At 55.0% G+C, this 26723-nt stretch carries 25 protein-coding genes; 11 read left to right on the top strand and 14 right to left on the bottom strand.

Annotation, left to right across the window (positions count from 1 at the left end; genetic code table 11):
• Window positions 1–74: 74 nt before the first annotated feature.
• Complete coding sequence (locus tag HOV93_RS01570; protein ID WP_207394684.1) at window positions 75–434, bottom strand: DUF2750 domain-containing protein; 360 nt, start codon at window positions 432–434, stop codon at window positions 75–77.
• Between the two features lie 837 nt (window positions 435–1271).
• On the opposite strand from HOV93_RS01570, the gene HOV93_RS01565 reads away from it, so the two are divergent.
• Both HOV93_RS01565 and epmA read left to right on the top strand, forming a co-directional pair.
• On the top strand, window positions 1272–2048 hold the full coding sequence (locus HOV93_RS01565) for an NRDE family protein (protein ID WP_207395022.1): 777 nt from the start codon (window positions 1272–1274) through the stop codon (window positions 2046–2048).
• Between the two features lie 233 nt (window positions 2049–2281).
• Entirely contained in the window at window positions 2282–3265 is a 984-nt protein-coding gene (epmA, locus tag HOV93_RS01560; protein ID WP_207394683.1) for an EF-P lysine aminoacylase EpmA, read from the top strand.
• Window positions 3266–3310: 45 nt separating this feature from the next.
• Here epmA and HOV93_RS01555 read toward each other — a convergent pair whose 3' ends face one another.
• The 4 genes from HOV93_RS01555 to HOV93_RS01540 form a co-directional block, all read right to left on the bottom strand.
• Window positions 3311–4090: a hypothetical protein gene (locus tag HOV93_RS01555; RefSeq protein WP_207394682.1), complete on the bottom strand. Its 780-nt coding sequence runs from the start codon at window positions 4088–4090 to the stop codon at window positions 3311–3313.
• Between the two features lie 43 nt (window positions 4091–4133).
• On the bottom strand, window positions 4134–5618 hold the full coding sequence (locus tag HOV93_RS01550; RefSeq protein WP_207394681.1) for a WD40 repeat domain-containing protein: 1485 nt from the start codon (window positions 5616–5618) through the stop codon (window positions 4134–4136).
• A gap of 199 nt (window positions 5619–5817) precedes the next feature.
• A complete protein-coding gene (locus HOV93_RS01545) occupies window positions 5818–6711 on the bottom strand; it encodes a hypothetical protein (protein WP_207394680.1) in 894 nt (297 codons plus the stop codon).
• Window positions 6701–7615 (bottom strand): hypothetical protein, encoded by a 915-nt coding sequence (locus HOV93_RS01540; protein ID WP_207394679.1) that lies wholly within the window; start codon window positions 7613–7615, stop codon window positions 6701–6703. Before HOV93_RS01540 ends, HOV93_RS01545 begins: the two co-directional genes overlap by 11 nt.
• A gap of 481 nt (window positions 7616–8096) precedes the next feature.
• On the opposite strand from HOV93_RS01540, the gene HOV93_RS01535 reads away from it, so the two are divergent.
• Window positions 8097–9110: a DUF1559 domain-containing protein gene (locus HOV93_RS01535; RefSeq protein WP_207394678.1), complete on the top strand. Its 1014-nt coding sequence runs from the start codon at window positions 8097–8099 to the stop codon at window positions 9108–9110.
• Window positions 9111–9221: 111 nt separating this feature from the next.
• Window positions 9222–9644, top strand: a complete 423-nt coding sequence (locus HOV93_RS01530; RefSeq protein ID WP_207394677.1) for a carboxypeptidase-like regulatory domain-containing protein — start codon at window positions 9222–9224, stop codon at window positions 9642–9644.
• Between the two features lie 90 nt (window positions 9645–9734).
• Here the strand turns inward: HOV93_RS01530 and HOV93_RS01525 are convergent, their stop codons facing one another.
• The 7 genes from HOV93_RS01525 to HOV93_RS01495 all read right to left on the bottom strand — a co-directional run bounded on the left by HOV93_RS01525 (window position 9735) and on the right by HOV93_RS01495 (window position 16264).
• On the bottom strand, window positions 9735–10742 hold the full coding sequence (locus tag HOV93_RS01525; RefSeq protein ID WP_207394676.1) for a Gfo/Idh/MocA family protein: 1008 nt from the start codon (window positions 10740–10742) through the stop codon (window positions 9735–9737).
• 174 nt (window positions 10743–10916) lie between these two features.
• Entirely contained in the window at window positions 10917–12122 is a 1206-nt protein-coding gene (locus HOV93_RS01520; RefSeq protein WP_207394675.1) for an FG-GAP repeat domain-containing protein, read from the bottom strand.
• A gap of 154 nt (window positions 12123–12276) precedes the next feature.
• Entirely contained in the window at window positions 12277–12666 is a 390-nt protein-coding gene (locus tag HOV93_RS01515; RefSeq protein WP_207394674.1) for a VOC family protein, read from the bottom strand.
• 84 nt (window positions 12667–12750) lie between these two features.
• Window positions 12751–13947, bottom strand: a complete 1197-nt coding sequence (locus HOV93_RS01510; RefSeq protein WP_235989672.1) for a Gfo/Idh/MocA family protein — start codon at window positions 13945–13947, stop codon at window positions 12751–12753.
• 91 nt (window positions 13948–14038) lie between these two features.
• On the bottom strand, window positions 14039–14764 hold the full coding sequence (locus HOV93_RS01505; protein WP_207394673.1) for a hypothetical protein: 726 nt from the start codon (window positions 14762–14764) through the stop codon (window positions 14039–14041).
• 28 nt (window positions 14765–14792) lie between these two features.
• On the bottom strand, window positions 14793–15512 hold the full coding sequence (locus HOV93_RS01500) for a hypothetical protein (protein WP_207394672.1): 720 nt from the start codon (window positions 15510–15512) through the stop codon (window positions 14793–14795).
• Window positions 15513–15574: 62 nt separating this feature from the next.
• Complete coding sequence (locus HOV93_RS01495) at window positions 15575–16264, bottom strand: hypothetical protein (protein ID WP_207394671.1); 690 nt, start codon at window positions 16262–16264, stop codon at window positions 15575–15577.
• Window positions 16265–16465: 201 nt separating this feature from the next.
• On the opposite strand from HOV93_RS01495, the gene HOV93_RS01490 reads away from it, so the two are divergent.
• Entirely contained in the window at window positions 16466–18490 is a 2025-nt protein-coding gene (locus HOV93_RS01490; RefSeq protein ID WP_207394670.1) for an ATP-dependent DNA helicase, read from the top strand.
• A gap of 29 nt (window positions 18491–18519) precedes the next feature.
• Here the strand turns inward: HOV93_RS01490 and HOV93_RS01485 are convergent, their stop codons facing one another.
• Entirely contained in the window at window positions 18520–19179 is a 660-nt protein-coding gene (locus tag HOV93_RS01485) for an FMN-dependent NADH-azoreductase (protein ID WP_207394669.1), read from the bottom strand.
• Window positions 19180–19416: 237 nt separating this feature from the next.
• Between HOV93_RS01485 and hisF the strand changes: the two genes are divergently transcribed.
• From hisF to HOV93_RS01460, 5 genes are all read left to right on the top strand, one after another.
• Complete coding sequence (hisF, locus tag HOV93_RS01480; RefSeq protein ID WP_207394668.1) at window positions 19417–20184, top strand: imidazole glycerol phosphate synthase subunit HisF; 768 nt, start codon at window positions 19417–19419, stop codon at window positions 20182–20184.
• A gap of 69 nt (window positions 20185–20253) precedes the next feature.
• Window positions 20254–21402 carry a type IV pilus twitching motility protein PilT gene (locus HOV93_RS01475; protein WP_207394667.1) on the top strand — a complete coding sequence of 383 codons (1149 nt, stop codon included), beginning with the start codon at window positions 20254–20256 and terminating at the stop codon, window positions 21400–21402.
• Window positions 21402–23180, top strand: a complete 1779-nt coding sequence (locus HOV93_RS01470) for an ATPase, T2SS/T4P/T4SS family (protein WP_207394666.1) — start codon at window positions 21402–21404, stop codon at window positions 23178–23180. Before HOV93_RS01475 ends, HOV93_RS01470 begins: the two co-directional genes overlap by 1 nt.
• A 65-nt stretch (window positions 23181–23245) precedes the next feature.
• Window positions 23246–23806 (top strand): CvpA family protein, encoded by a 561-nt coding sequence (locus HOV93_RS01465; RefSeq protein ID WP_207394665.1) that lies wholly within the window; start codon window positions 23246–23248, stop codon window positions 23804–23806.
• Between the two features lie 55 nt (window positions 23807–23861).
• Window positions 23862–24611 carry a DUF4190 domain-containing protein gene (locus HOV93_RS01460; RefSeq protein WP_207394664.1) on the top strand — a complete coding sequence of 250 codons (750 nt, stop codon included), beginning with the start codon at window positions 23862–23864 and terminating at the stop codon, window positions 24609–24611.
• A 35-nt stretch (window positions 24612–24646) separates the two neighbouring features.
• On the opposite strand, the gene HOV93_RS01455 is transcribed toward HOV93_RS01460, so the two are convergent.
• Window positions 24647–25600 carry a sugar phosphate isomerase/epimerase family protein gene (locus HOV93_RS01455; protein ID WP_235989670.1) on the bottom strand — a complete coding sequence of 318 codons (954 nt, stop codon included), beginning with the start codon at window positions 25598–25600 and terminating at the stop codon, window positions 24647–24649.
• 212 nt (window positions 25601–25812) lie between these two features.
• Here HOV93_RS01455 and HOV93_RS01450 point away from each other — a divergent pair, with 212 nt between their 5' ends.
• Window positions 25813–26643, top strand: a complete 831-nt coding sequence (locus HOV93_RS01450; protein WP_207394663.1) for a TerC family protein — start codon at window positions 25813–25815, stop codon at window positions 26641–26643.
• Window positions 26644–26723 lie beyond the last annotated feature (80 nt).

Below are 26723 nucleotides of genomic sequence, written 5' to 3'. Positions count from 1 at the left end.
CAGAAAACCCCCAGGTTCTCATGCCTCTTTCAGTTACCAAAAGAGCGAAATCGATAGGGATTCCCGTGGAGTAATTATAGAAGTTCCGCTCGTAAGGCCACCGGGTCGACGAATACTGGCCCATCAAACGGCGTGGGGAAGACGGCTACTTTCATCCGCACACGCACCAATTTGTCGACCCAGCGTTCGTTGAAGCTAGAGAGCTTGATCATTTTAGGGGAGTGTTGTCGCCACTTATCGGCAGCGCAAAGGAGGGCATGTTGTTCATCGGGCCAGACAACTAACCCTTTCTTACCGTTCTCGTCGGCGGCTTCCGCCCAGCCATCGACATACAGCCCCCACATCTCTTGGGACTCACCGACCTTATGAATGAACATCTGTAGTCGATCTGGACCACTTAAGTCGACCGCTCCGGCAAATTTGCCTGAGGACATAACACCACTCCTAAATTGCTGTTCCGATTGGCTATGGAAAAGGGGGTAGAAAAGACCACGCGCACAGCGGATGATAACTGGATGGAAACCGCCAAGCCGCCGATTGAAGTCGCTGCGTCTTCGTATTAAATCGGCACAGCGGAAATCTCTTCACCGTTGGCCGAATCAAACTACCCTCATCGAATCATAACGAAAAGTTATTGCCGCTTCACCCCATGTCGGTGGGATGGGGGCTTCCCGCAGGGGTCAAAAAATCGTTTCGCAGTACCTATATTCGCTCATCCCAAGCTTTCCTTGAAAACTCTAAGATCGAGAGTCTCGCGAGTCCTGCTATCAGGCGCCGAAAAAGGAATCGTGTCGGCTGACTGGTCGGTACGTATTTCTTCCACCCTTTTGGCGGCCAGGACGACATTTCGATAAGATCAGAACCTTCCTCGATCACTTAAACAATCGCCTGACAAGCATGGCGAGCACCCAGTGCTTGCCCAATGGGATGCTAGGCAACAACTCGTCGCCCCAGCCGAACCTCGGGCCGAATATACCGATTTTGCCGGGTTTTTCAGTGAATGTCCACCTTGTGAAGGTCATCCGACGGCGGCCCCCCTGGAAATGGGTGTACCTTAAAGGTGGGGATAATGGGCTGTTTTTGGTCCCAGGTTTCACACTTCCTTCAAGCAACCGTTCGAGAAACTTGTTTTAACAAAAATTTAGGTACTCGACCCCCATTAAAGGGTGTCCGAGAGGGGAAAAAAGAATAGACTCAAGAGAATTACATCAACCTTGGGGCGTGACCAGGGTGACTGCTTTTTCTATCCTCTAGCCCCGCTCTTTAAAAATATGTGCCTATTGGCAATCCAATACCGAAGCGTTCCGGAGGCCCCGATTCTCGTCGCGGCTAACCGGGAAGAGTTTTACGATCGTCCCACCTTGGCTCCTTCGATTCAATCAGGGAAGCCGCGAGCGTTGTGTGGAATTGATCAACAAGCTGGGGGAACCTGGCTGGGCGTCAATCAGCATGGGCTCGTAGTCGGATGCACTAATCGTCGCAAGATGAAGCGTCCAGCGGTGCCTCGTTCGCGGGGACTTTTGTGCCGCGAACTGCTGCGTGCCAGCAGTGCTCAGGCTGCCGTGGAAGTTGCGATGGAAGGGCTGATGTCCGAGCAGTACGACGGCGTGAACTTCGTCATGGCCGACGCCGACAGCGGTTGGGTCGTGCATGGTGGAGACGATGTCAACGCACAGCGTCTGGAAGAAGGCCTGAATCTAATTGGTGGTCACGACCTGAACGATTCACGCGATGAACGTGTTCAGCTGGCTCATCGTTTGATGACCCTGCAAACGCTCGATTCGGCAGTGAAGTTTTTGGCCGTTTCCAGCAAGGTCTTTGCCCGTCCGCCGGCTGCTCAAGGTCGTCCTGGTATGGTCATCGAAGGTAAGGAATGGGGTACCGTCAGCAGTACGCTGATCTCGCTGGGTAAGAAGCCCCGCGACGCCATCTTCCAATACACCGAAGGTGCTCCGACCAAGGTTGGCTTTGAAGATTACTCGCCGTTGCTGCGAGACATCCTCAGCCGCGGTCTCCGCGAAGCCCGTGCTACGCGAGCCGAAGCCTAGTCGCTAACGAGAAATTGACAACATCGAAAAGAGCACATTGCATACGTGATGTGCTCTTTTTTTATGGATCGAACGTGGCGGAGTGTTTAGTTGCGCATTTGCCTTAGGCCGGGCCTCCGGCCCTTAAGACGAATGCATCTACTTGGTGACCCGCATATCCCATAATGAACCCGTGTGTCAATTGACAACAATTTGAACGCCCAACCGTTTCCGAGATTACAGATACTTTCGTCATGGCCAAACGAGACTGGCGTCCTACGGCGTCGATCGACAATTTGAAACGTCGTCACGAGATCACGCAAGCCGTGCGGGCGTTCTTCCTCGCGCAAGGGTTTTGGGAAGTCGAGACGCCCCTGCTTTCGCGAGACACGGTCGTCGACACGCATCTCGATCCCGTGCCTGTGCTGCTCTCTTGGAATCCTGCCAAGCCTAGCGAAGGTGAGCGATACTATCTGCAGACCTCGCCTGAGTTTGCTATGAAGCGTCTGGTAGCCGCCGGAGCCGAGGCCATTTTTCAGATCACCAAGGCATTCCGTTTGGCCGAGGTCGGCTCGCAGCACAATGTCGAGTTCACCCTGATCGAATGGTACCGCGTGGGAGATAACCTACACGCCGGGATGCAGCTGCTTTCCGACGTAGCAGAGGCGGTCCTTAAGCGTGGGCCTGCAGACTTGGTCAGTTATAGCGAACTGTTTCAAAACCATTTGAGCACCGACCCGCTCTCGGCGACGGCCGAGCAGCTTCGAGCGTTGGCCCAGCTTCACGGCGTGAGTGTGCCGGAGTCTTTCGGCAGTGACGACGTGGATGGCCTGCTGGAGCTTCTGCTGGCCGAGCTCATTCAGCCGAAGCTTGGCTTCGATCGACCGCTGATCTTGTATCACTACCCCGCTTCGCAGGCCGCTCTGGCGCGGCTGGACGAAGCCGATGCCCGGGTCGCGTGTCGGTTTGAATTGTTTGTCGATGGAATGGAGTTGGCCAACGGCTACGATGAACTGCTGGACGCAGAAATCTTGGTCGAGCGGAATCGAACCAACAACGCAGCCAGACAAGCCTTAGGCAAGCCACCACTGCCAGAGGATAGCCAGCTTGTCGCCGCGATGCGTGCGGGCCTGCCGGCATGCAGCGGGTGTGCACTGGGGCTAGATCGCCTGGTGATGGCGGTTGTTGGTGCGAAGTCGATTGACGAGGTGATCCCGTTTCCAACGCGTCAGGCGTGAAGATAATTTCCTTCTGATAGCCATCGCTTAACGCTCAAAAAGTTTTTACGAGCATTGGTTTTCAACGCGAATTGTTTGGCACTTCTGGCAGGCCTGAAAGGTTAGCATGACGCCGTCACCATGGGGGCCGAATATCTTCACACCTGCGATTGGGCTGTTGCCGGTGATAGCGATGGTGCAAAGCTGGCCCGGGCGTTCTTTAAGCGAGAAATCGCACGTAGGATTCAGGCAGCGTGATTCGGGCGGTCCCTGAATGAACGGCATGTGAATGCGTTCCCAGATTTCCTCTTCCGACTCAGGCTCGTATTCGCCAAACAGTTTCATGAACTTCAGAATTTCGCTTCGCAGGCTTTCTCGGTCCTGAAGCGAAAGCTCATCGATTCCAAATACACCTGACCAAGTTTTAGCATCATCCAAATTGGTCGGGTCGTATGGCAGTGGTTCAACTTGAATGGATGCCTGAGGAAATGCTTCGGGGTAGTTGTCATCGGGCCACGATTCACTCGCCGAGGTATAAGGATCGTCGTGATCGAAGAAAAACTCAAGCGATTGGTTGTCGCGAAATCGATAGCCCATCGTATTAACGCGGAAATCAAAACAGTAGTAGAGTGGCAACCAACGCATGCCTGGTAGATCGAACGGCAAATCACGATGCGTGAGATCGAAGCAGTGCAAAAGGTGGACTAAAATTCCTCCACAATCGTCACGACTAGTGCCAGGAAATCGATCTTTACCGCCAAACGAATGGCCGGTCATGGTAACTGACGGAGCGGCCAGCGAAAGTTTGCTGGTACCAAAGAGGAATGTCTCACCGTCAGGTATCATCGAGTCACTCCGGACTAGGTGAATTCGCTTCGTTGAACATAAGCTACTGCACCACCAACGGCAACGGCAGGAAGTCGGCTGTGCTGGGCATGAAGTAAGGGATCTGAACCTGTTTGATTGCCTTGGCAATCGACGTGGCCGAGCCCTCTGAGATGTCCCCTTTGTCTAGGTCTTGCAGGAAGCCGCTCGCGGTTATCGAGGGAATCGTGTATGCCCAGAGTGGCTCGTCGGAGCCTTTCATCAGTAGCTCCAGCTTGAGCTGACCGTAATGATGCTCTTGCGAGGCTGGCTCGGCATTGAAGCGGTAGAAGACCTCCTGGTCAGGGGCGTAGGACATTCGGTCTTCTTTCAGTCTTTCCACAATCGCATCGCCGACGATCGCCCGGGCTTTATCGACGGAGGCCCCTCGCTGTGCTCGCATATAAACCAGCAGCGACACTTTTACGCCAGGGCCGATGATCGCGTTCTCGACGGTATCCATCGCTTCCAGCGAGCGATCAACTTCTTCCCAGGGTAGACCGATCATGGTGATCGATTCGGCCTCTTCTCCGAACCGCCCTAGCAGGAAGTAGGTATCGAGCACGGCGATTTCATCGGTGTCGTTTCGGGGACGTTTGAACTGAACGGTAATCTTCTTCGTTTCGCGATCGATGACGTTGCCGTCGACGATCCACCCTTTATGATCAGGCAGCCAAGAAAGGCTGTAGGCGTTCATGCGGTCGTACCGGATGTTCAAGTGAATGTCTTCGATGATCTGGCCCTTGCCATCCCACACCACCAAACGCTGTTCTTTACCATAGTTGGTATAAATTGCAGCCATCTCCAGCCCATCAGGCGAGAACTCCAGGTCTTTGATATTTCTAGCACCGATCGTAAAAGTGGCGCTGCCGGTCGGGTCACGCAAAGGGGCAGCCAGATTCCCAGCGTAGCGGCCATCTTCCAAGGTCATAATCGAGACTTTGTCCCCCTCGCACAAAGCCAGGTACTTGCCGTCGGGAGAAACGGTCAGCTGTCCCTCTTTGATGCTTTCGGTTCGCACAAACACATCGCGTTTCTTCTTGTTTTGCTCGATATCCCAAATCGTGAGCGTCTGGCCGGAATCGGGTGCCGCCAGCAGGTATCGATTGTGCATGATCTTCATCACCGGATAGTAGCTGCTCGACTTGCCAGGCATCGTGGCAACGATCTCACCGGTGACCAGATCCCAGACGTTGATGTTTGCCCCGCGATCGTGCCAGGCACCCTCGAACGCGGCGAAGTACTTTCCGTTGGCGCTCAGGCAGCGGTAGTCGCCGATCTCCTTGCCGTCGGGAAGTGTCTGCACGACTTTCTTCGATTTGACGTGCCAAGCCTCGCGATTGACCATCACCACCGGACAGCCGGCTGTGCCCATGGTGACTTGGGCTTTTTGATCGGCGGGTATGCTGATGTCTGAGGATAGCATCCATGGCGAGTCGCTTATCTGAGCGAAAGCCATACGACCAGGAAGCAGCAAAATAACAACGGCGATCGCAAGGGGTCGAATCATTCGAGACATCGGAAAGCTAAGGAGGAAAGGGGGCAATTAGAAAACGATTCCTCGATTATGCACCGCCATCTGGGGGAGGGGAATGCGAAAATCGAGTGAGACGAGACTTTCACGAAGGTTTGATATTTCTCCGCATACTTCTTCGACGAGTTTGCGTGGAAATCGTTCGTTTTTTTGAAAACGCTGCAAACTGGATGCGTTATTTTCGCAAAGACGGGGGCTCATCTTCCATCAGTACATCGACCTCGTCATCTTCGTTACCGGCCGCAGGCTCATTGGCATACTGTCGTCCGAACATCCAGCCAGGGTCGATCAACGTCCAGCCCAAAGCATGGTAACCGAACCATAGTGGGTAAAGGATTACCCACATAAAGACGATCATCGTCCAGATGGGATACAGTATGTCCTCGGCCAATGGCAACGTATTGTCGACGAAATAGAAGGTTCCAAAAACCATCAGCGATGTTGGAAACGCCAGTAGGAAGGCAATCGCGGCAACCACTAACGCTTCTCCTTTAGTGCGCGACCATGCCGAGGCACATTGGACCGTCATCGTAAAGCCCAGCATGGTCAGGATAACGACAATCATGGTGACCTGTGGATTGCCTTTCGATAGGACTAATTGGTTGAGAGCGACCAGGCATATTGCGATGATCGCGGTGACAAACATTAAGCCGAAGATCGTGAATTGCTGACGGGGACTGGACTCACCGCGTAATGCCGAAATGATCATACGACCTGCAAAGGTGAGCCCAGCTGATATCATGCCCAACACGCCAAAGAGGATAATGCCTTCAAGCCAGTTGGGACTATCTATCAAAGAAGCGATCAGTAGGCCAGTCAAGCCAACAAGCATCCACCGCGCCCACCATTGGGCGTTGCCACAAGCCAAATAGAATCCAGCAAAAGCGGTCAAGCTGTAGCTGAAAAAGACGTTGATTTCAAAATCGGAAGTCAATGGATTGGTCAGACAAGTCAAGATGACCGATGCCCATGCAAGCAGCGAGAACGCCCCCAGGGCCCGCATTGGCAAGCTTCGTACGGGTTTGCCGGATGCCGATTCATGGGGCGTTACGTCGTGTTTAGTTTCCATCTCCAGGATCGTCCATCAGTACGTCGACTTCTGATTCAATGTGTCTGGGGCTGGGTGAGGACTCGTGGCGTGACTTGAGTTTCCAGCTAGGATCGACCAGCGCTCCTCCCAGGCCGTAGAAGACAAACATCAGTGGATAGAGAGTCGCCCAGGTAGTGAAGACCATCAGCCAGCACGGAAGCACCACGTTCATGATTGGCGGCATTTGGTTTTGATACAGATAGATCAAACCATAGATGGCAAACGGCATTACGGCGGCCAAAGAAAAGGCGCTGCCCGCGAAAGATATGGCTTGACGTTGGCTGGTAGTCCACAGGGGCGAGCACTGCGAAATCAGGCACAAGCCGAACAGTGCCATCATGAGTGCAAGCGAGGTCCCCCGGGCAGGCTCCTGGAACTGCGGTACGTTGCTCATCGCTACGACGCACACGGCCACAATCGCCGTCACGACCATTAGGCCGAAGATCGTGAATCGCTGCGAAGGACTCGATTCGCCGCGAATGACAGAGACAATCATGCGAACTAGAAATGTGAAGCCTGCAGATATCATGATCAGCACGCCAAACAAGACATAGGCGGCGAAATTGTATTGCTGTAGCATCGTAGTAGACAGGGCTAGCACTGCCACAAGAGCGGCCAGCCAGCGAACCCACCACTTGGCCCACCCGCACGCCAGATAAAAGCCGGCGACGCCTGCCTGACCGAAGCGAATGAAGATAGCAAGTTCACCGCCGAAAGTTCGCCAGGCAAACAGCACAACGACTTCTGTCAGCAACATGGCAAACAGAACCAAGGCCGCCGGCACCAACCACTTGGTCGCTTCCAGGTCGTAAGGATCGGCGGAAGCATCCTCGTCCGCCGGCATGGCAGTCGGCGAAAACGCTTCGTCGTGATCAGCTTCCATTCAGCCGGGCTTTTGCGAATTGTAAGGCAATGTAAGCAGCAACTATCCTTCACCGTAACAGGTACCCCGTCTGATGGCTATGAGACAGGGCAATGCCCCCCCGCAGGGGATGCCGCCTTTGGACCAAGAAGAAACCAAAATTCTTCATGGACAATGCATTGCGGACGAAAGGAATTTGCTCAGGTATGTGCTGGGAAAGGCCGCTGGAGCTGATTAATAGGGCGGAATCGAAGGGTAACCCAGGCTGAGTGGCGGTGTTCTTGATTTGTAGTATTTTGAATAAAAACCGCAACCTAGACAGGAGATATGGTGTTTCTTAGTATGGAGATGTAGCCCCCACCTAGCATCCCCCAACAGCATCAATTCACGTCGCTTGTCCTGCGAGGGACATGCATAACCTGACGTGGGTGGGTTCTGCTGCTGACTCCTTCATGCACGTCGTCATTTATTATTCGTGCTCTCTTTGAAGGTGTGTACTCTCATGAAGTTTGGTCAACGACGCGGCGGATTTACGCTTGTAGAATTGTTGGTGGTGATTGCCATTATTGGCGTCTTGATTGCCCTTTTGTTGCCAGCGGTGCAGCAGGCCCGCGAGGCCGCTCGTCGCATGCAGTGCAGCAATCAACTCAAGCAATTAGGGCTCGCGATACACAACTATCACGACACCTACACCAAGATGGTCTACGCGGCTGATCCACAAAATGCTACCGGTGATCGTCGGCGTGGTGCATCTTGGATGGTTCGTTTGCTGCCGTTCATCGAACAGTCTGCAATCTACGACAGCTACGTGTTCTCAGGCGACTCGAGCATGCAGGAAGGTCCCAATCCTAATGCGGCATTAATCGATAACGTCGTTGTCTCAGGCTTCAATTGTCCTTCGTCGCCACTGCCGACGCAGAAGTCCCAGACGACCAATGCCGATGGCACGATCACGGTGCAAATGGGTAATTATGTCGGAGTGAATGGTTCGCACTTCACCGGCGGAACGATCAACGATGTTTCTCCTTCGACACGATGCAGCTTGTACTATGGCGAGACCGTCCCCAATGGCGCGATCGCTTACATCAATGTCGGGGGAGAAAACGAAGGAGTCGGCTGCACCGAGCGCGTGGCAAACATTGGTTTCAACAACTTCACCGATGGGACATCGAACACGATGATGATCGGCGAGCAGTCTGACTACCAATACGCCCCGGACGGCACCAAGCTCGATCTTCGTTCGTCGAGCTACCTAGGTGGCGTTTGGAGCAATGGTTCAGGCTCGACCTATTGGACGCAAAACATCACGACACTTCGTCACGGGATTAACACGTACGGTGGTGACGGCAACACGGCCGCTTACGAGCACAACGTGGCGTTCACCTCGGCACACCCAGGCGGAATGCTCGGCGCGATGGTGGATGGCTCGGTTCGATTCGTACCCGAGAACATCAACTTCGCTATCTTGTCTGGCCTGTGCGATCGCCAAGACGGCAATGTGCTGCAGTCGTTCTAAGACGCAGCACGCACACTTGGTCAACCTTCCAGCTGGCGGCGAAGGCCTGATCTTTTCGCCAGCTTTTATCGCCAAGGACCACACGTATTCCCTCTTGGACGTACTTTGAAAATGATTACCAGCCAACGCAAGTCCCATGTCATGTTTCTGTGGGCAATTCCGCTTTTGCTTCCCGCGATAGGTTGTGCTGCCGGCGAGTACTCGGACCTGGGACAAGTCCAGGGGCAGGTCACCATGGACGGTCAACCATTGCCCAACGCCTTGGTACGCTTCGCGCCTCCGACTGGTCGCCCGGCGATGGGCGTCACCGATGAACAGGGCATGTACGAACTCATTTATGTCCGTGATGTTCGCGGAGCGGAACCGGGTGAGTACCAGGTCGAAATCACCACATGGTTCCGGCCAGCAACCATGGAAGAATCTCACCAGAAACGGACCGAAAAGATTCCCGCGAAGTACAACAAACGTTCGACCCTTAGCGCCTCGGTCGAACAAGGCGACAACCAAATCGACTTCCAGTTAGAGTCGAAGTAATCGTCTTGCGTTTGAACATGAATCGACGTGTGCCCACAAAAAAAGCCTGATCGATAGGATCAGGCTTGGCGTGAATCTCTCGTGAGAGCGTTACTTGGCCACCATGTGGCTCACCGATTCCCAGCGGCCAGAGCGTTCGCTGCGGAAGACGGCTTCGATGACTTCCATGTTGGCGACGGCGTCGGAGATGGGTGTGGGGACTTCGGTGTCGTCCAAGATGGCCTGCGACATGAGGTCGCCTTGGAGAGTGTATTGATCGGCCACTGGGACTTCGATCTCGGTGATCTTTTCCCCTTGCTGGTGCCATAAAATGCACGGCTTGTCAGGCGGAGCGTTGAAGGGGATTTGAATCTCGATACGGCCTTCGGTACCGAAGATGTTTACCCGCTGGTATGGGGCGATCTTCGTGCCGCAGGTAAACGTGCTAAGCAGTCCTCCGAAGTCGATCATCACCGACGAGACCACGTCGGTCTTGAATTCTTCGTCACGCGTGACCGAAGCGATGACCTTCTCTGGCTCCCCTTCCAGGATGAACCGTGAAACGGAGATCGGATAGCAGCCGATGTCCATGATGCCGCCTCCGCCCCATTCGGGGTTGTTGCGGATATCGGACGGGTTGTTGTTGAAGTACGAGAAGAAGCACTGAATGGTGACCGGCGTGCCGATGCCCCCTTCGCGGACGATCTCGCGGGCTTGCTGCCACTGCGGGTGATGGCGATACATGAACGCTTCCATCACCTTCAAGTTTGGGTGCTGGTAAGCGATGTCGGCCAAGTGTCGAGCCTCTTCCACGCTCAGGCCGATCGGCTTTTCGCACAACACGTGTTTGCCCGCTTGCATCGCTTTGATGGCCCACGGCACATGCAGGTGGTTGGGCAGCGGAATGTAGACCGCGTCGATCTCGGGATCTTCCAATAACGCTTCATACGAACCGTAAGCCTTGGGGATGTTGAGCTTGTCGGCGGCTGCCTGGGCACTTTCCTGCGACCGCGAGGCGATGCCGATCACTTCGCAGAATTGCCCTTTTTGCATCCCGGGGATGACCTTGACCGTGCCGATCTTCGCGGTGCTCAGTACACCCCAGCGAACTTTACTCATCGGGCCTGTTCCTATTTCGTTCTTCATGATGTGGGGAGATAAGATTTCGCTCTTGGCAGGTGAAATCTAGTGTAACGATCGCTGCCCAATTCACCCAGCGATATTGAAATGTTGCGACAAAAAATAGTAGGAACAACCCGATAATTAGGCAATGTTTGAGAATTGTGGCTAGTGCTATTGAGTTTGGTTCCAATAGATCTTGGCGTTGTGCGTTTGCCGTCCGACCGCAACGATGTCCGCTTTACCGTCTCCGTTGAGGTCTCCTACGGCTAAATCCTCGATGGCGACGGCACCGGGGTCGATCACGATTCGCTTGAACTGGGATCCCTTAGCATCCTGCGGGTCGAAGATACGTAGCCCGCGACGCGTGCTGTCGGTTTGATCGTCCCGAATCCCAATGACGAGCTCTTCGTCGGCATCCCCATCCAAATTTGCGCACCAGACGGCGTGACCCCACTTCAGCTGATCGTCGAGAACGTGCCGATTCCAGAGACTACGCAGCGGCTGATCGTCCGGTTTGGTGTAAACCACGACCTGGTTTCCGTGCCAAGGCTCGAGGGTGGCGATATACCGATCGCCATTGACCAGTTGGCCGACTTTGACTTCGCTGGCCCCGCGGCTGGGACTCGACTCTTGGTCACCGCTGCCCAATTGCGACTTCTGCCAGGTGCCGTCTGGCTGACGTTCGTGAAGGTAGACCCCTTCGTAGCTGGCCGAGATGATATCGGTCTGGCCGTTGCCGGTGAAGTCGATCGGCAGGAAGTTGTGCATCACGTGCAGCGAGTTGTCGATCATGTGGACCGGCCATGGGTCAGCGGTCGGGTTCTTAGGGATCTCTAACGCGATCAGTCGCACGCCGTGTTCCGCAAAGTGAGGGCCGGTGGTGCCGGGGCCGAAGAGGGGACCGACCACCAGCTCGGGCCGTTCGTCTCCCACGACATCGGCAAACTGAATGCGATGGGTACTGTGTTCGTTGCGAATGGGATGCACGTTCCAGTGATCTTCTTTGGGCTCTGCGGAAGTGATCCATTGAATGGTGCCTCGCTGCGTCTTGCCGCCACCCCAACCAGCGGCCACAGCGAAGTCAAGCTGCCCGTCGCCATCGATGTCAGCTGGGGCGAAGGCCACGTTGTCGGCGTTGGTCTGGCCTGGGCCGAGGATCTCGTGTTCAGACCAACTGGGGTTTTCCAGCCAGAAGATACGCTCTTGATCGACGATGCAAATGTCGAGTTTGTCGTCGCCGTTCATGTCCAACAGACGGACGGCATAGCCCACGCCCAGCTTCGTTTTCAGTTCTTCCGGCTCAAACGAAAGTTCATCGGCCAAGAGCGGACAAGGCAGAAGCAGCAGGGCGGTCAGCAGCGTGGGCAGATATCGCATGGGGAGCACCTTCTAGGGGAATCAGGGGAGACGCCCTCGATTATCGGGGAAAGAACCCGAAGAAACAAACCATTGCGAGAAGCTCGATAAACCAGAACTTCCGGTTGGCCCAGAGATGAATCACTGGGCAACTGTTTGTTCTGTTTGAAAACACTTAGGTCAAAAGCTTTTCGGCCCGTGATACCAACTGCAGCGTGAGTCCCCATGGGTCGCGTAGGAAGCAAACCAGGTCACCGTTAGGCTGTGTGTTGATGGGGCCTTCGGCCTGGGCACCAACTTCGATGAGCCGCGTGCGGTCTTGCTCGATCGCCTCGCTGACAAACGCCAGGTGAAAATGAGCCGGCGGGACCTTGGCTTGATCGGGCACATCGAACTGATCGTTGAAGTATAGCTCGATCAGCATCTGCCCTCCGTCGTCGGCCAGGAAGTGAGCAAACGGCGGTTGGTTGCTACCCTTTTGGATGGTCATGCCCAGGTGCACGACATACCAGCGAGCCACGGCGATCGGGTCGGCAACCTGGAGGGCGAAGTGTTCGATTTTCATGGCGTTGTCACTTAGCGGAAAGGCCTATAAAAAACGCCGCTCCCTGAGTCAGGCAGCGGCGTCAGATAGTTCAAGCGATTACGGTTAACGGCGAGCCGCTTCATGCTTCAGCGGCAACCAGGCACCATCTTTCTGGCTGCTGTCGACGCACTGTTGAATGAAGTACATCCCTTCCACGCCGTCGTGAATATTGGGGTACAAGGTGTCCTTCTTCTCGAAGTCCTTGCCGGTTGCACGCAGCACCATCGCATCGAACGCGGCGCGATAGATGTTGGCGAACGCTTCGAAGAACCCTTCGGGGTGTCCGGCCGGAATGCGGCAGGCGGCAACGCCCATCGGCGACATGAACGGTGCGTCTGGGTTACGCGTGTAGATCTGATGAGGCTCGCCGTTTTGGCGGAAGATCATTTCGTTGGGGTTCTCTTGACGCCACTGGATGGCAGCCTTGGTGCCGTCGATTTCGATCGCCAGATCGTTTTCGCGGCCGTGGCTGATCTGCGAAGCGGTGAGCGTGCAGAGGGCACCGTTTTCGTAGCGAATAATGGTCGTGCCGTAGTCGTCCAATTTGCGGCCTTCGACGAAGGTGGCCAGGTGCGAACTGACTTTGTCGGGCAGCAGACCGGTCATGTAACGGCCCAGGTTATAGGCGTGGGTGCCGATGTCGCCGTAGGCACCGGCGGCACCACTCTTGGCAGGGTCGCTACGCCAGGCGGCTTGCTTCTGGTCGGTGTCTTCCAGCTTGGTTCGCAGCCAGCCTTGGATGTACTGCACGCGAATCGCATTGATCTCGCCCAGGTCGCCGTTGAGGATCATCTCGCGAGCCTGACGAATCAGCGGGTAGCCGGTGTAGTTGTGCGTGACGGCGAAGACGGCACCTGACTTCTCAACCACTTTTTTAAGCTCTTCGGCTTCTTCCAGGTTCAGCGTCATGGGCTTGTCGCACATCACGTTGAAGCCAGCTTCCAGAGCCGCTTTGGCGACGGGAAAATGCATGTGGTTGGGGGTGGCGACCGAAACGAAATCGATGCGTTGGTCTTCCGGCAGAGCGTTTTCTTTTTCCAGCATTTCCTGATAGCTGGTATAGGCCCTGGCTTCGGGGATGTCGTAATCGGCGGCAGAAGCTTTGGCCCGCTCGGGATTCGAGCTGAGGGCTCCGGCGACCAGTGTAGCGCGGTTATCGAGGACGGCGGCAGTGGCATGCACGCGGCCGATAAACGAGCCGGAACCACCACCGACCAAAGCCATTCGCAATTTACGATTCAGATCACCGTTAGTAGCCATGGGGCGAATCTCCTCAGAGGATATAAGACGGGCAAAGCTTGGGGGTTAGAGCGATAGAGAACGCTTGTTTTAACACACCAAAGGTGGCGTGTCAGTCAGGCGTCGGTTTCGGTTTGACGCTCTGAAATGAGAGTGTGATCTCATCTCGATTCAGCGAGTACATCGCCCAAAACGTGAAAAGTGCCGGAAAAACTAAGCAGACGGAATAGTTTGCAAAGGGGAACAAAGACAACGCGAGGCCGATCCAGGCCAAACGAAGATTTCCCATCCGTCGTGCTTCATTCAGACAAAGCAGGGTCCCCAAGTGCAGAATAATCACGGGAACGAAACTTATGCCAGCGTAGATAACCGTCGGATCGCCTCCCTTTTCGTAGTATCCGATGAGAGTATCAGCGACTCCAATGGCAACCAATACCAACGCGAGAAGACAGCAGACCATTACCACGGTGACGCACAGCCGCAACTCGAAACAATACCGCTTGAATTTCTTCGGAGATACGCCTGGAAAGGGAAGCTCCACCGGTTCTGCCTGGTCGGCTCTGGCCGATACTTGACTGGTGGTGGCAAACGGATTGTTGGCTTGAAGTTGTTGTTGCGGCGTTGGAGGACGGACGTTCTCGGGATCGGTAATGCCGAGCGGGTCGTCCTGTTCGTCAATCGTATCCAGCGGACCCTCAGGCATGAACAGCGAGGCGTTACCGCTGAAGGGAATCCGCACGATCGAGTAGCATTCCGGACAGCGTGTCTTTTTGCCTTCCGAGCCATCGGGAACGCAGATAGACCGCCGACAGGTTTCGCAGTGAAAGCTAATCGGCATCGGACGACTTTCTCAAAGGGGAATTGCTTTAGGGTTGGCGGAACGCTGCTTTCACCGAGTCGTCGTTCATGATCACGATTCCCCAAATGCCAAAGAACAATCCGAGGAAACAGCCGCAACCTCCCGCGAAGGGAGTTAATGCCAAGATGAATCCGGTCATCACTAAGATGTAATTGCGGACGTAAATTGCCCGGATCATGGCCACGATGGTCAGCAGGCTGAGCATAAATGGCAGGCCAAACATAAGGAACAACGCGATACTGGCTCCCACGATTTCAGGTGTGTCCTTCAGTTCGCCTTGGTTCTGGATCTCGACGATTGTCGCAACCGCCCAGACAATCAGCAGAAGCAGACCCAAGCCGTTAGACAGCATGACACCGATGGCCGGGCCCATCAGTTTCGAGCGTGCCTCGGCCCGCGAGACAGGCTGGTGTGTGTAGTTTGTCGAACTGGTGGGGGACGAGTAGGGGTTGTCTTGCGGGGCGCCATACGGATCTGGGGCGTCGCCGAACGGGTTGCTGGCCGGGGAAGCGGCCGGCTGCGACTCGGTGTTCAGATCATTCCAAATCGAGTCATCCTTGGCCGGTTGCTCGGGTGGGGGCGTCGGTGCGGGTGATGAACCGAACGAGCTGTTGTCGGGAATGACCTGTACCTGCTGGCAACTGGGGCACTTGGTCTTTTTGCCTTCGGTGCCGTCGGGCACACGGACTGTTTTCTGGCAATGCGAGCAGGGGAAGTCAATCGACATGAAGTGGCACCTGATCGGTTCGAGGGAGTCTCAACGTAGTCGTAAGATCTGATAACGGTTGTTTAGGAAGTGAACTGTCGCTGGACGCTGTTATCAGACAGCACCATCATTCCCCAGATGCTAATGGGAAGGGATAGCGGAAAAAAGCAGGAGCAGGGTAGCAGCGTGATGATGAAGCCGGCCCAGGCCAGACCGTAATTCTTGAGATCGCGGGCTTGCATCAGGCTGAAGCAGGCAAACCCCAACAGGCCAATCGAGAACCCGATTCCGATTGAATAACTAGCCAATTGAACGAGCACGTCGTTTCCTCGAGCCCCATCCCCCACAATATTGATGACCGCGATGATCAAGGTCACCAGGTTCGCCGCGATGCCCAATCCGGCCAGAATCAAACAGATGAGCACCGGCGTCTGAAGCTTTTCCATTGCCTCGATACGAGCCGCATTGACCTTGACTGCGTCCTCTCCGAACGAGGGGGCGTAAGGGTCGGCCTCGTGATCTGGCATCGCATCGGCCAAGGGCTTTGGCTCTTGCGGTCTCGGTGTGGGTTCGGTCAGCTGGAAGACGTCGCTCGTGCTAGGGCTGTAAGGTGGCTGCGGTTCGCTGGGCGAGTCCTTCAGCCGCAGTTCGTCCGATTCAGACGGAACTGGCTGGATGGCTTGGCACTTAGGGCACTTGGTTCGCTTCCCTTCGGCTCCGTCCGGGACACGAATCCTATGTTTGCAAACAGCGCAATCGAAGTCGATCGGCATCGTGGATGACTTTCTCAACGCAGAAGGACATAACGAAAAGGTCGGCCAGAAGAGACCGGCCATTAGTCTATTCCAAATCGAGTCACTGCTCCAGCTTACGTCGCGACTTTTACCCATCGTGGTGGGCAGTCGGCGGCATTCGCGATAGAGTTAACAGTTACCGACCCTGTAAAACAGTATCAGTCAGTTAAGCAGACACGGATGGATAACCTGACAATCGACGACGTTTTGGGCCCCCAAGGGCTGATCGCTCGTCGATTACAAAAATATGAGGAACGCCCCCAGCAGATGGCCATGGCCCAGGCCGTGGGGCAGGCGCTCAAAAAGAACCGGCACCTGGTGGTCGAAGCCGGCACAGGGGTCGGCAAGAGCTTTGCCTACTTGGTGCCATCGATTCTGTGGGCTTGTGGTCAACAAGGAAATGGAGAAAAGTCTCGCCGGATTGTCATTTCGACCCACACGATCAGTCTGCAGGAACAGCTGCTGGAAAAGGACATTCCGCTGATCAATGCGGCTATTCCTTTGGAGTTCACCGCCGTTCTGGCTAAGGGACGTGGCAACTACGTGAGCCTGAGACGGCTGGGTTCTGCGGCGGCGCGTAGTGCCAGCCTGTTCGACAAAGATGAAGAAACGGCCCAGCTGCGCATGCTCAAAGATTGGTCAAAGAAGACGACCGATGGCTCGCTGAGCGATTTAGATTATCGCCCGGCCATACGTGTGTGGGACGAGATCGCCAGCGACAGCGGCAACTGCCTGGGACGCAAGTGCCCGACGTACGACGACTGTTTCTATTACAAAGCCCGTCGCCGGATGCAGAACGCTCAGCTGCTGATTGTGAACCACGCCCTGTTCTTCAGCGACTTGGCCCTGCGCCGTAGCGGCGTCAGTTTGTTGCCATCGTACGATGCGGTGATCTTCGACGAAGCCCATACGCTGGAAGGGGTGGCAGGCGATCACCTGGGGATGTCGGTCACGTCGACGCAGATCGACTTCGCCCTGAACAAGCTGTTCAACGAACGCACCCAGAAAGGCCTCCTGGTGCACCACGAGTGTAGCGACGCGATGAACCAGGTGGTGCATACCCGCTATCGGGCTCAGCAGTTCTTCAACGAAATCGATAGCTGGTTAGAAGAAAACCCAGGCGGAAACGGCCGCGTGACGGTCCCTGAGCTGATTCCGAACGTGCTTTCGCCGGCAATGGCCAAGTTGGCTCAGATGGTGAAATCGGCAGGAGACCAGTTTGAAGAGGAAGGAACCCGGCAGGACTTTCATTCGTTGTCGGATCGTATCTTTTTGATGGGTGATTCGGTCGAAGCGTGGCGGATGCAGAAGATGGAGCACACCGTCTACTGGGTCGAAAGCAGCCAGCAACGGGGGCCTTACCGCCGGGTAAAGCTGTTCGCGACGCCGATCGAAGTGGGACCAGTGCTGCGTGAAGAGCTGTTTCAAAAGGTGGACAGCGTGATCCTGACCAGCGCCACGCTGTCGTCGTCGCCCGACCAGGGATTCGATTTCTTCAAGGACCGCATCGGCATCACCCGCAACGATGAAGTCACCTCTGGCAGTCCGTTCGACTACAAGAAGAATGTCAAGCTGGTGCTGGTCAAAGGGATGCCAGAGCCCAGCAATCGCCGCGACTACGACCAGGCGTTGGCTGATATGGTGAAGCGGTACGTCGAGAAAACCCAAGGGCACGCGTTTGTGCTGTTTACCAGCTACGACATGCTACGAAATTGTGCTTCACGCGTGAGCCGCTGGATGAGCGAGAAGGGGTACACCCTGTTCAGCCAGTCCGACGGCATGCCTCGCGGGCAGATGGTGCAGAAGTTTAAAGAGACGCCAGGCTCGGTGCTTTTCGGAACCGATAGCTTCTGGCAAGGCGTCGACGTCCCCGGCGATGCCCTCCAGAACGTGATCATCACGAAGCTGCCGTTCAGCGTGCCAGATCATCCACTGCTGCAGGCCCGGCTCAATCAAATCAAAGAGCGGGGTGGCCAGCCGTTCTCAGAGTATCAACTGCCGGAAGCGATCATTAAGCTGCGGCAAGGCTTCGGGCGATTGATTCGCGGGCACTCGGATAAGGGGATCGTGGTGATTATGGACCCACGCGTGCAGACGAAGGGCTACGGCCGGGCATTTTTGAAGGCGCTGCCCGAGTGTCAGTTGGTGGAAGATAGCTTCGCCCAAGCAGGCTCGGCGGGGCCGGCTTGGGATGACTATATCTAATGTTATTCCCCCAGCGGGACACTCACGGCTCATCGACTAGAGCAAGTTGTTTGCTCCATCAGCCGCTCTACCAAGGGCTCGATCGCGGCGGTAGCTTGGGCTTGGGAGTGGTCGAACCGCTGATCCCCGAATTCTTGAAACTCGATGGCAACCGTTTCGTGCTGCTCGACCCCTAATAGACGTGACGCCTCGATGATGTGGGGATGAAGATGGTTCTTGTGGGAAGCGATGCTATCGAGCAGTCCTCCTTCGCCGGCGGCTGTTAGCATGACCAGCGTTTTTCCGCTTTGCATGGGTTCAATCGGATTGTCGCCGCGGGCCAGGTCGAAGCTGAAGGTTTTGTTAATTCGAATGACTTGGTCGAACCAGGCCTTCAATGCGGCTGGCATGCCGTAGTTGTACATCGGAGTGGCGATGACCAGGATGTCAGCGGGAATCAGTTCCCCGATAAGTTCATCGGAAAGAGTCAGGACCTGCTTGTCCGAAGCATCGCGAGCCTCTTCCGGCTTGAATACGGCAGCAATCCATTGCTCTGTAATGGCCGGTGGCGGATTGAGCCCGACATCGCGTCGAATGATCTCGTCGCTCGGCGCGTGCGACAGCCATGCCGCGGCAAAACGCTCGGCCAAGTTACGGCTCAGGGATCGCGTTTTACGTGCACTCGCTTCAATTAACAAAATGCGGCTCATCGGTGGGGCTCCAAAATCATGCTAGATTGTATGAGTAACAGGGAGTCTGGCCGCTTGGATGCCGTTTCACGTGGGAAGTCACGTTAAGTTCTGAGTTGCCCGAAAACCATGCCATACCCAGGTGGGGTTAGTTGACCCTGAGTCCCGTCCCGCTTACAGTAGATTTGCCTTTCTACGGACCCTTTTCTGGGTTCGGTTCTTCCTTGCAACCCTTTCTGAAAGCTGCGGTTAGCATCGATGTTGGCCAGCCGTGTGATACCGTGTTTAGACGTTAATCAGGGGCGTGTCGTCAAAGGAACGAATTTCGTTCAGCTGCGCGACGCGGGCGACCCGGTCGAAGTTGCTGCGCGCTACGAGCGAGAAGGGGCTGACGAACTGGTGTTTTTAGACATCACGGCCAGCCACGAACAGCGAGACATCATCTTAGAGGTCGTGCGCCGGACAGCGGAAGAAGTGTTCATGCCGCTGACGGTAGGTGGCGGAATCCGGACATTGGAAGATATACGCTCGCTACTCAATGCAGGAGCGGATAAGGTCTCGATCAATTCGGCGGCCTGTAAAGACCCGGAGTTTGTGCGTCAGGCAGCCAAACGTTTCGGTAGCCAATGCATTGTGGTGAATATTGACCCCAAACGCGTCGAAAAAGAGGGCCGGGAAGTGTGGGAAGTCCACATTAACGGTGGCCGCACGCCGACTGGTCTAGAGGCCGTCAGTTGGGCGAAAAAGGTCGAAGAACTGGGTGCCGGCGAAATTGTGCTGACTAGCATGGATCGTGACGGAACCAAAGATGGCTACGATTTGGAAGTTACCCGTGCGGTTAGCGAGGCAGTAACCATCCCGGTGGTGGCCAGCGGCGGGGCGGGCAGTCCAGAGCATTTGGCCGATGCCATTTTGCAGGGCAAGGCCGATGCGGCGTTGGCAGCCAGCATTTTTCATTTCGGCCAGTTTACAATTCATGAGACGAAAGAATTGATGCGTGACCGAGGAATTTGTGTCCGGCTTTGATTTTACGGCCGCCACGAATCAAACTGAGGGGCTTGTCCTCAAACTTTCAGGAACTGAGGTAGAAGAGTCATGGCAGAAATCGACGCAGCGATAGCCGAGAAATTTCTCTCGCAGGACAAAGTATATGAAGTCGACAAGATCTTCCGCGCGCTGGTGAAGCTGGAAGGTTCTGACTTGCACATGAAGGTCGGCCGCCCGCCAATTGTGCGGGTAGACGGTACGCTCAAGAACCTCAATCGCGGACCGATCGACGCGGAGGAGATGCTGCATCTTCTGTGGCCCTTGATGGACGCGAGAAACCAAGCGATTTTTAAAGAAAACGGCGGGGCTGACTTTGCCCACGTGGTGGACGTCGATGGCGAAAAGTGGCGTTTCCGTGTAAACATGTTCACCCAGCTGGGCAACATGGGGCTGGTCGCTCGTCGTATTAACAATTGGATCCCCAACTTCGAAGGACTGAATATTCCTCCGGTGATGGAAGATCTGTGTAAGTTCGACCAAGGGATGGTGCTGCTGGCCGGGGTGACGGGTTCTGGTAAAAGTACGACGATCGCGTCGATGCTCAACTGGATCAATCGAAACTACTCCAAGCACATCCTTACGCTGGAAGACCCGATCGAATTCGTCTATTCGGAAGAAAAATGCCTGATCAATCAGCGCGAGGTCGGGCAGGACGTGAAAAACTTCGAGATCGCGATGGCGCATGCTGTGCGTGAAGATCCCGACATTATCCTGATTGGTGAAATGCGTGATCAGGAAACGTTCCTCACGGCCATTCACGCGGCGGAAACGGGTCACTTGGTGTTCGGAACGATCCATGCTTCCAGCGCATCGAGTACGATCGGTCGTATTCTCGACTTGTTCCCCGAAGAAATGCATGGCTCGATTCGTAGTGCCATCGCGTTCAATATGAAGGGGATCGTCGCCCAGAAACTGCTCAAGTCGATCAAGCCGGGCGTGGGCCGTGTGCCGACGGTCGAGATCATGACGATGAATCCAACCGTTCAGAAGTTGATTCTGGAAGGGAAGGATAGCAAACTACCCGATGCAATTCGTATCGGTAAAGACGACGGTATGCAAGACTTCACGATGAGCCTCAAGGCGCTGATCGATAAAGAACTGATCGATCGCGAAACGGCTTTCGCCGTGGCGCCAAACGTCGAAGCGTTGAAGATGGCACTCAAAGGCATCAATGTGGCACAACCTGGGATGGTTTAATGCGAAGAATCGCTTTTTTGGTTTTTGGCCTTCTTCTGTTGGCGATTACTCTCAGCTTGTTTGGATTCGAATCGGAACTGTTCGCCCAAAGCACAGACACGGCCGCTTCGAATCCTGAAAAGTACAAGTGGACAGAGTTCGAATATGGCTACTTAAATCCGTTTAAGTTGATCGCCATGTTTCTGTTGTTCTGGCTGTGGGTCTTTACCACCGACTGGGTTGGTCAGGACTGTCCCGAACGGAAGCTGTCGCCGCAGGCCTGGGTGATCCCCAATGTGTTTGCTTTTGGCTTGACCTTCTGGCTTCTGGCCGCGGCAATCCCTTTCTTTCTGGGATATCTCCTGGCAATCGCGGCTTGGGCCGTGCCGCTTTTTATGTACATCAAAACCAGGAATAACCTGGTCGATCCTCACCAGCGGGTCATGACCAAGGATCACATTCGTTTTGTTATGGCGGGGTTGTCCGGCGGCAAAATGAAGCGGGAAGTGAAAGAGGGCTGGGATGCCGGTCCCGAAATGGAAATTAAAGCCCTGGGGGCCGACGATAACAAGAACACCGAGAATCTGTACACGGCGCGCAAACTGCCAGATGCGTTTGTCTGGGTGAAAGAGCTCGTTGCCGAAATGGTGACCCGCCGAAGCACCAAGGTGATGATGGACTACACCAAAGACACCGTGGCGATGCGGTACTTGATCGACGGTGTGTGGTTGGCCGGTGAGAATCGCGATCGCGAATCAAGCGATCAGATGCTGACGGTTTTGAAGTTGTTGTGCAACCTGAACCCGAACGAACGTCGTGCTCGTCAGTCGGGTGAATTCTTCGTGAAGTACGACGGCAAAAAGGTGAACTGCTCGGTCACCTCGCAGGGGACCCAGACCGGCGAACGTGTCATTTTCGTCGTGCCGGTGGTGACCGCCAAACTAGAAACCCTGGAAGAGCTGGGCATGCGCGAAGCGATGATCCAGGAAGTCAAAGGGCTGATGGGGGCTCCCAACGGGCTGTTTGTTTTCGCGGCACGACCTGAGGGAGGGCTGACAACCCTGGTGCATACCGGCTTGTCCTCGACAGACCGCTTGATGCGCGACTTCGCAGGGATCGAAGTGAAGGGGTGTCGCGAGCCAGAGGTCATGAACATCGCGCTGAAGTATTATGATCCTGCTGCCGGCGATGTCCCTGAGACCGTTTTAACTGCCGTGATTCGCAATCAGCCTGACGCGTTGTTTGTTCGTCGCATCGATAGTCCGGCGTTGTTCGGTGTCTTGTTGGATCAAGCCAACGGAACACGTATGTGTTTCACCAGCGTGAATGCCAAGGAAGACGCCGCCGAAGCCGTGCTGCGATTGCTTTCGTTGAAGGTGCCGGCCGACGAGTATTCCAGCGCTTTGAATGGTGTCTTGTATACTCGGCTGTGTCGCCGCTTGTGCAAAGGATGTCGGGAAGAATTTCAGCCTAGTGTCGCACTGCTGAAACGCCTGGGAATCCCGCCGGACAAGGTCGAAAAGCTTTATAAGACGCCGACACCTCCGGGACCGGACGATCCGAAGAAGCCGCCGTGCGAGCATTGTGGTGGTGTCGGGTACTACGGGCGAGTCGGTATCTTTGAGTTGATGAAAGTCGACGATGGAATTCGTCGGGCGATCGTAAAGTCACCGAAATTGGAAGCGATTCGAGCCGCCTCGAAGCAAGCCGGTAATAAGGTCCTGCAAGAGGAAGCCATTCGTCTGGTGGCTACCGGCGTCACGTCGTTGGAAGAAATCAGTCGAGTACTCAAGGAATAGCACGAAGCCGGTCGTCCTCTTGGTCTTTGGTTGAATCGTACGCTCGTTCCTCATCAGGGCACATCATGTTGTACTTCTTTATTTTTTCCATTGTCTTGCCGTTAGGCCTTTTCGCGGTAGCGTGGAATCAGTGCTTCTGGACTAATTTCCTGAACTGCCTGATGATCGTTCTGTCCAGTGCTTTGGCTTTCAATTACGCCCAGGGCTTGGCCAACATGCTGAACGAAAAGCTGCCTGACTGGAGCGGGTTCACCGAGTTCCTGATCATCTGGCTGCTGTTTCTCATCATCTTTTCCGTCACAAAAGCGGTGTGTGACCAGCTGTCGAAGTTCCCGGTGCGGTTCGGCAAGCAGTTCGACCAAGCGTTCGATATTGCTGGCTGCGTTATGTTGACCATCGTGATGTATGGATGGATTTGCTTTACCTTTTTCCCCTCGCCAGTTGGTGAAGAAGGGTTCAACCAAATGATGAAGAACGATCTTCCATCGATGGCCGGTCAGTCGTACGGCCAGGTTGTCTTCGAGTTGCCTTCTAAGTTGGGCATGGGAGGTCGCCCGTTCGATATGAGTGAGTACGCAATGACGCGCCTTGGCCGCGCCGCCGACGAGGCCAATCACGCCGATTAATTCGCATTGTTGCCGGCTTCTCACCTGTTACACCTTAATCACGCTTCGCTTACCTATGACTGATACCGCTAACCACGCTTCGCGTGCTGGATTTTCTGCCGAGAACGAGGACCTGCTCGATTACCGAGAAGTGAGCCGTCTGGCGATTGGTGGTATGGTGTTGGGGGTTGTGTCGGTACTCGCAATTTTTACATCCGTGCTGTGGATTGTGCCGGTGCTGGCCATCATTCTGTCGCTGGTGGCCTACTACCAAATCTCGAAATCAGAAGTGTTGACCGGGAAGGGGATGGCGCTGATCGGCATGGGCTTGGCGGCCATCTGGCTGGGCATAGGGGTTACCCAGGGAAGCGTGCAAGATCGCGTGATGATGAGTACCTCGCGCGTGATGGCCCAGAGTTGGCTCGACCTGCTGCTGGAAAAGAAGACGATGGAGGCCCATCAGTTGACGTTACGCCTCAATGGTCGTCAGCCGGCAACGACACCGCTGGCCGGCTACTACCAGCAAGATGAAATGAACCAGGAAGAACTCGAGGGATTTGAATCTCACGACGCTGTGAAGGCCCTCAGTGAATGGGAAGGGGCAGCGCTCGAGTCGAAATTCGACCACGACGTTTCGACCAGCGTTTACGAAGGAGTAAACTACGGACGTCACGCGTTTCAAATCGTCGACAAAAAGTCGGGCAAGCCGCTATGGGACGTCGAAGTGCTCATGAAACGCGAACGTGGTTATGGCGACAAAGAAAATGAATTCTTCTGGATCGCCGATTCTGTCTCGCTTGAAAAGACTTACCCAGACGCTCGATAGCCAGTCTCAGGTGCAAACGTGTTGTGGGAAACGTGTTAGCCGATCGCATCGTGGACACTGGCCTTCATCTTGTTGAGGCCTTCCTGGGCGACTTCTAGTGCATCTCGCTTCCAATATTCAGGATTGAAAAGCTCCAGCGAGAAGACGCCAGCGAACCCGTTTCTGACTAAGGTTTGGATCATCGTCTTGAGCGGAGCGACCCCATCACCGGGGAAGACGCGGGCACTGTCGTTAATCTTGTCGCGTGGCGGCTGGGCGGGATAGTCGTTCATGTGAAACACGGGAATCACATGGCCGCTAATCGCTTCCAGCCCACTGAAGTCGGACCCACCTTTGTAGATGTGGTAGACATCCGGCATCATGCACGAATTTGGGTGATTGGCTTCGACCACCACCATCGCCACTTCGCCCAGGCGATTGAGATTGGTCGAAAAGCCCCACAGTTCCAATTCCGGTACCACACCGGTTTGCTGGCCAACTTCCAACAGGGCATGATATCGCAGGGCGACTTCCAGCAGGTCGATCTTGGGGCCATTGGTGGCACCTGCGGGAGGGGCAGCGATGCGTGTTCCTCCGATTTGAGCGAGCAGGTCCATGTCCCGCTTGGCATGTTCGAGACCTGCGGCGCGTTGATCTTGGTCGTCTACGATCCACTTGGCAAAGCCGATTGCGCTTTCGACTTTCAGCCCCGAATCGGCAATACGTTTGGCCAGATCTGGCAGACTCTTGCCGGAGTCTTTGTATTGCTGAATCTTGGAAATCCAGGGTTCGATTCCGTCGTAGCCGGCTTTGGCGGCAATGTCGACTTCCTGCTCGATGGTCAGCTTCTGACCGCGGATTGTACTGGTGTTAAAGCAGAAGCGAATCGCCGGTGGAGCCTTGGGATCTGCTTCTGCGGCGATGGTTGTGCCCGTGCTTAGGCTTACACTGGTCAGCGCGGCGGCACCCGAGAGGGAAAGCATTTGACGACGATCCAGAAACTCGCTCATGAGCCAATATCCTTTGGTGGGAAATTCTTCGCAGGTCGCTTTATTGTGGTTCGATGGCACGCGACATGCAACGGCGTACAAGCGGTTCTTCGCCGAGAAAGCGGCATGGTGACGGACTTCTGCCTGCGGTATGATGCGACGGACAAAATCGTGGGGTAAAACGAGCTTGGTGGCCGCTTTAAGCCACTCTAGGGGACGCTGAAAGAAACATCATGTGGGAAGCACTGATCGCGGTCACCGCCCTGGCCGCCATGGAAATTGTTCTGGGCATCGACAACATTGTTTTCATTGCGATCGTTTCGGCACGTTTACCGAAAGAGCAACGCCCCAACGCACGCCGCGTGGGCCTGTTGGCCGCCTTGGTGATGCGTATTTTGTTGCTGTTCACCATTTCGTGGGTGATGCAGGCAAAAGAGCCATTCTTCTACTGGAGTTCGATCTTCGGCGATTGGGAGTTCTTCGAGCATCATGAAGAACTGGCCGGCGTCTCGGTCAAAGATCTGATCCTGTTCTTCGGCGGGTTGTTTCTAATCTGGAAAAGTGTGTTCGAGATTCACGAAAAGCTAGAGCACGATCCGCATGGCGAAGAAGGCCCTAAGAAAGCCCCGGCGACCTTTTCTGGTGTGATCCTTCAGGTCATGGCGCTCGACATGATTTTCTCGCTCGACTCAGTCATCACGGCGGTGGGTATGGTGAAAGACACCGTTACCATTGGCAGCACTGAGATCAGCGGAATCTGGCTGATGGTGACGGCCGTGTTGATCTCGGTCGCGGTGATGATTGCGTTTGCCAACCCCATTTCTGAATTTGTCGAGCGACATCCCACCTTGAAAATGCTGGCTCTCAGCTTCCTGATTTTGATCGGGGTGATGCTGGTTGCCGAAGGGGCGGGAACCCACTTCAACAAGGGATATATCTATTTTGCGATGGCATTCGCACTGCTCGTCGAATTTCTCAATATGCGTGTACGTATAAAGGGACGCAAGCCAGCTAAGAGCGAACCGGAAGAAGAGTCGCCTGTTCAGCCCGCGGAGGGCTCTTAATCGGAACTTTTCCCGCCAGGGAGGGGTAATTTGCAGCCAGCGAGCAGCAAATAGACTTGGACCAATACCAGGCGGTGCGG

This window comes from Bremerella alba (genome assembly GCF_013618625.1).
GTDB lineage: Bacteria > Planctomycetota > Planctomycetia > Pirellulales > Pirellulaceae > Bremerella > Bremerella alba.
Note: the sequence above shows the minus strand (reverse complement) of the source record. Positions and strands in the feature narration are given on the sequence as shown.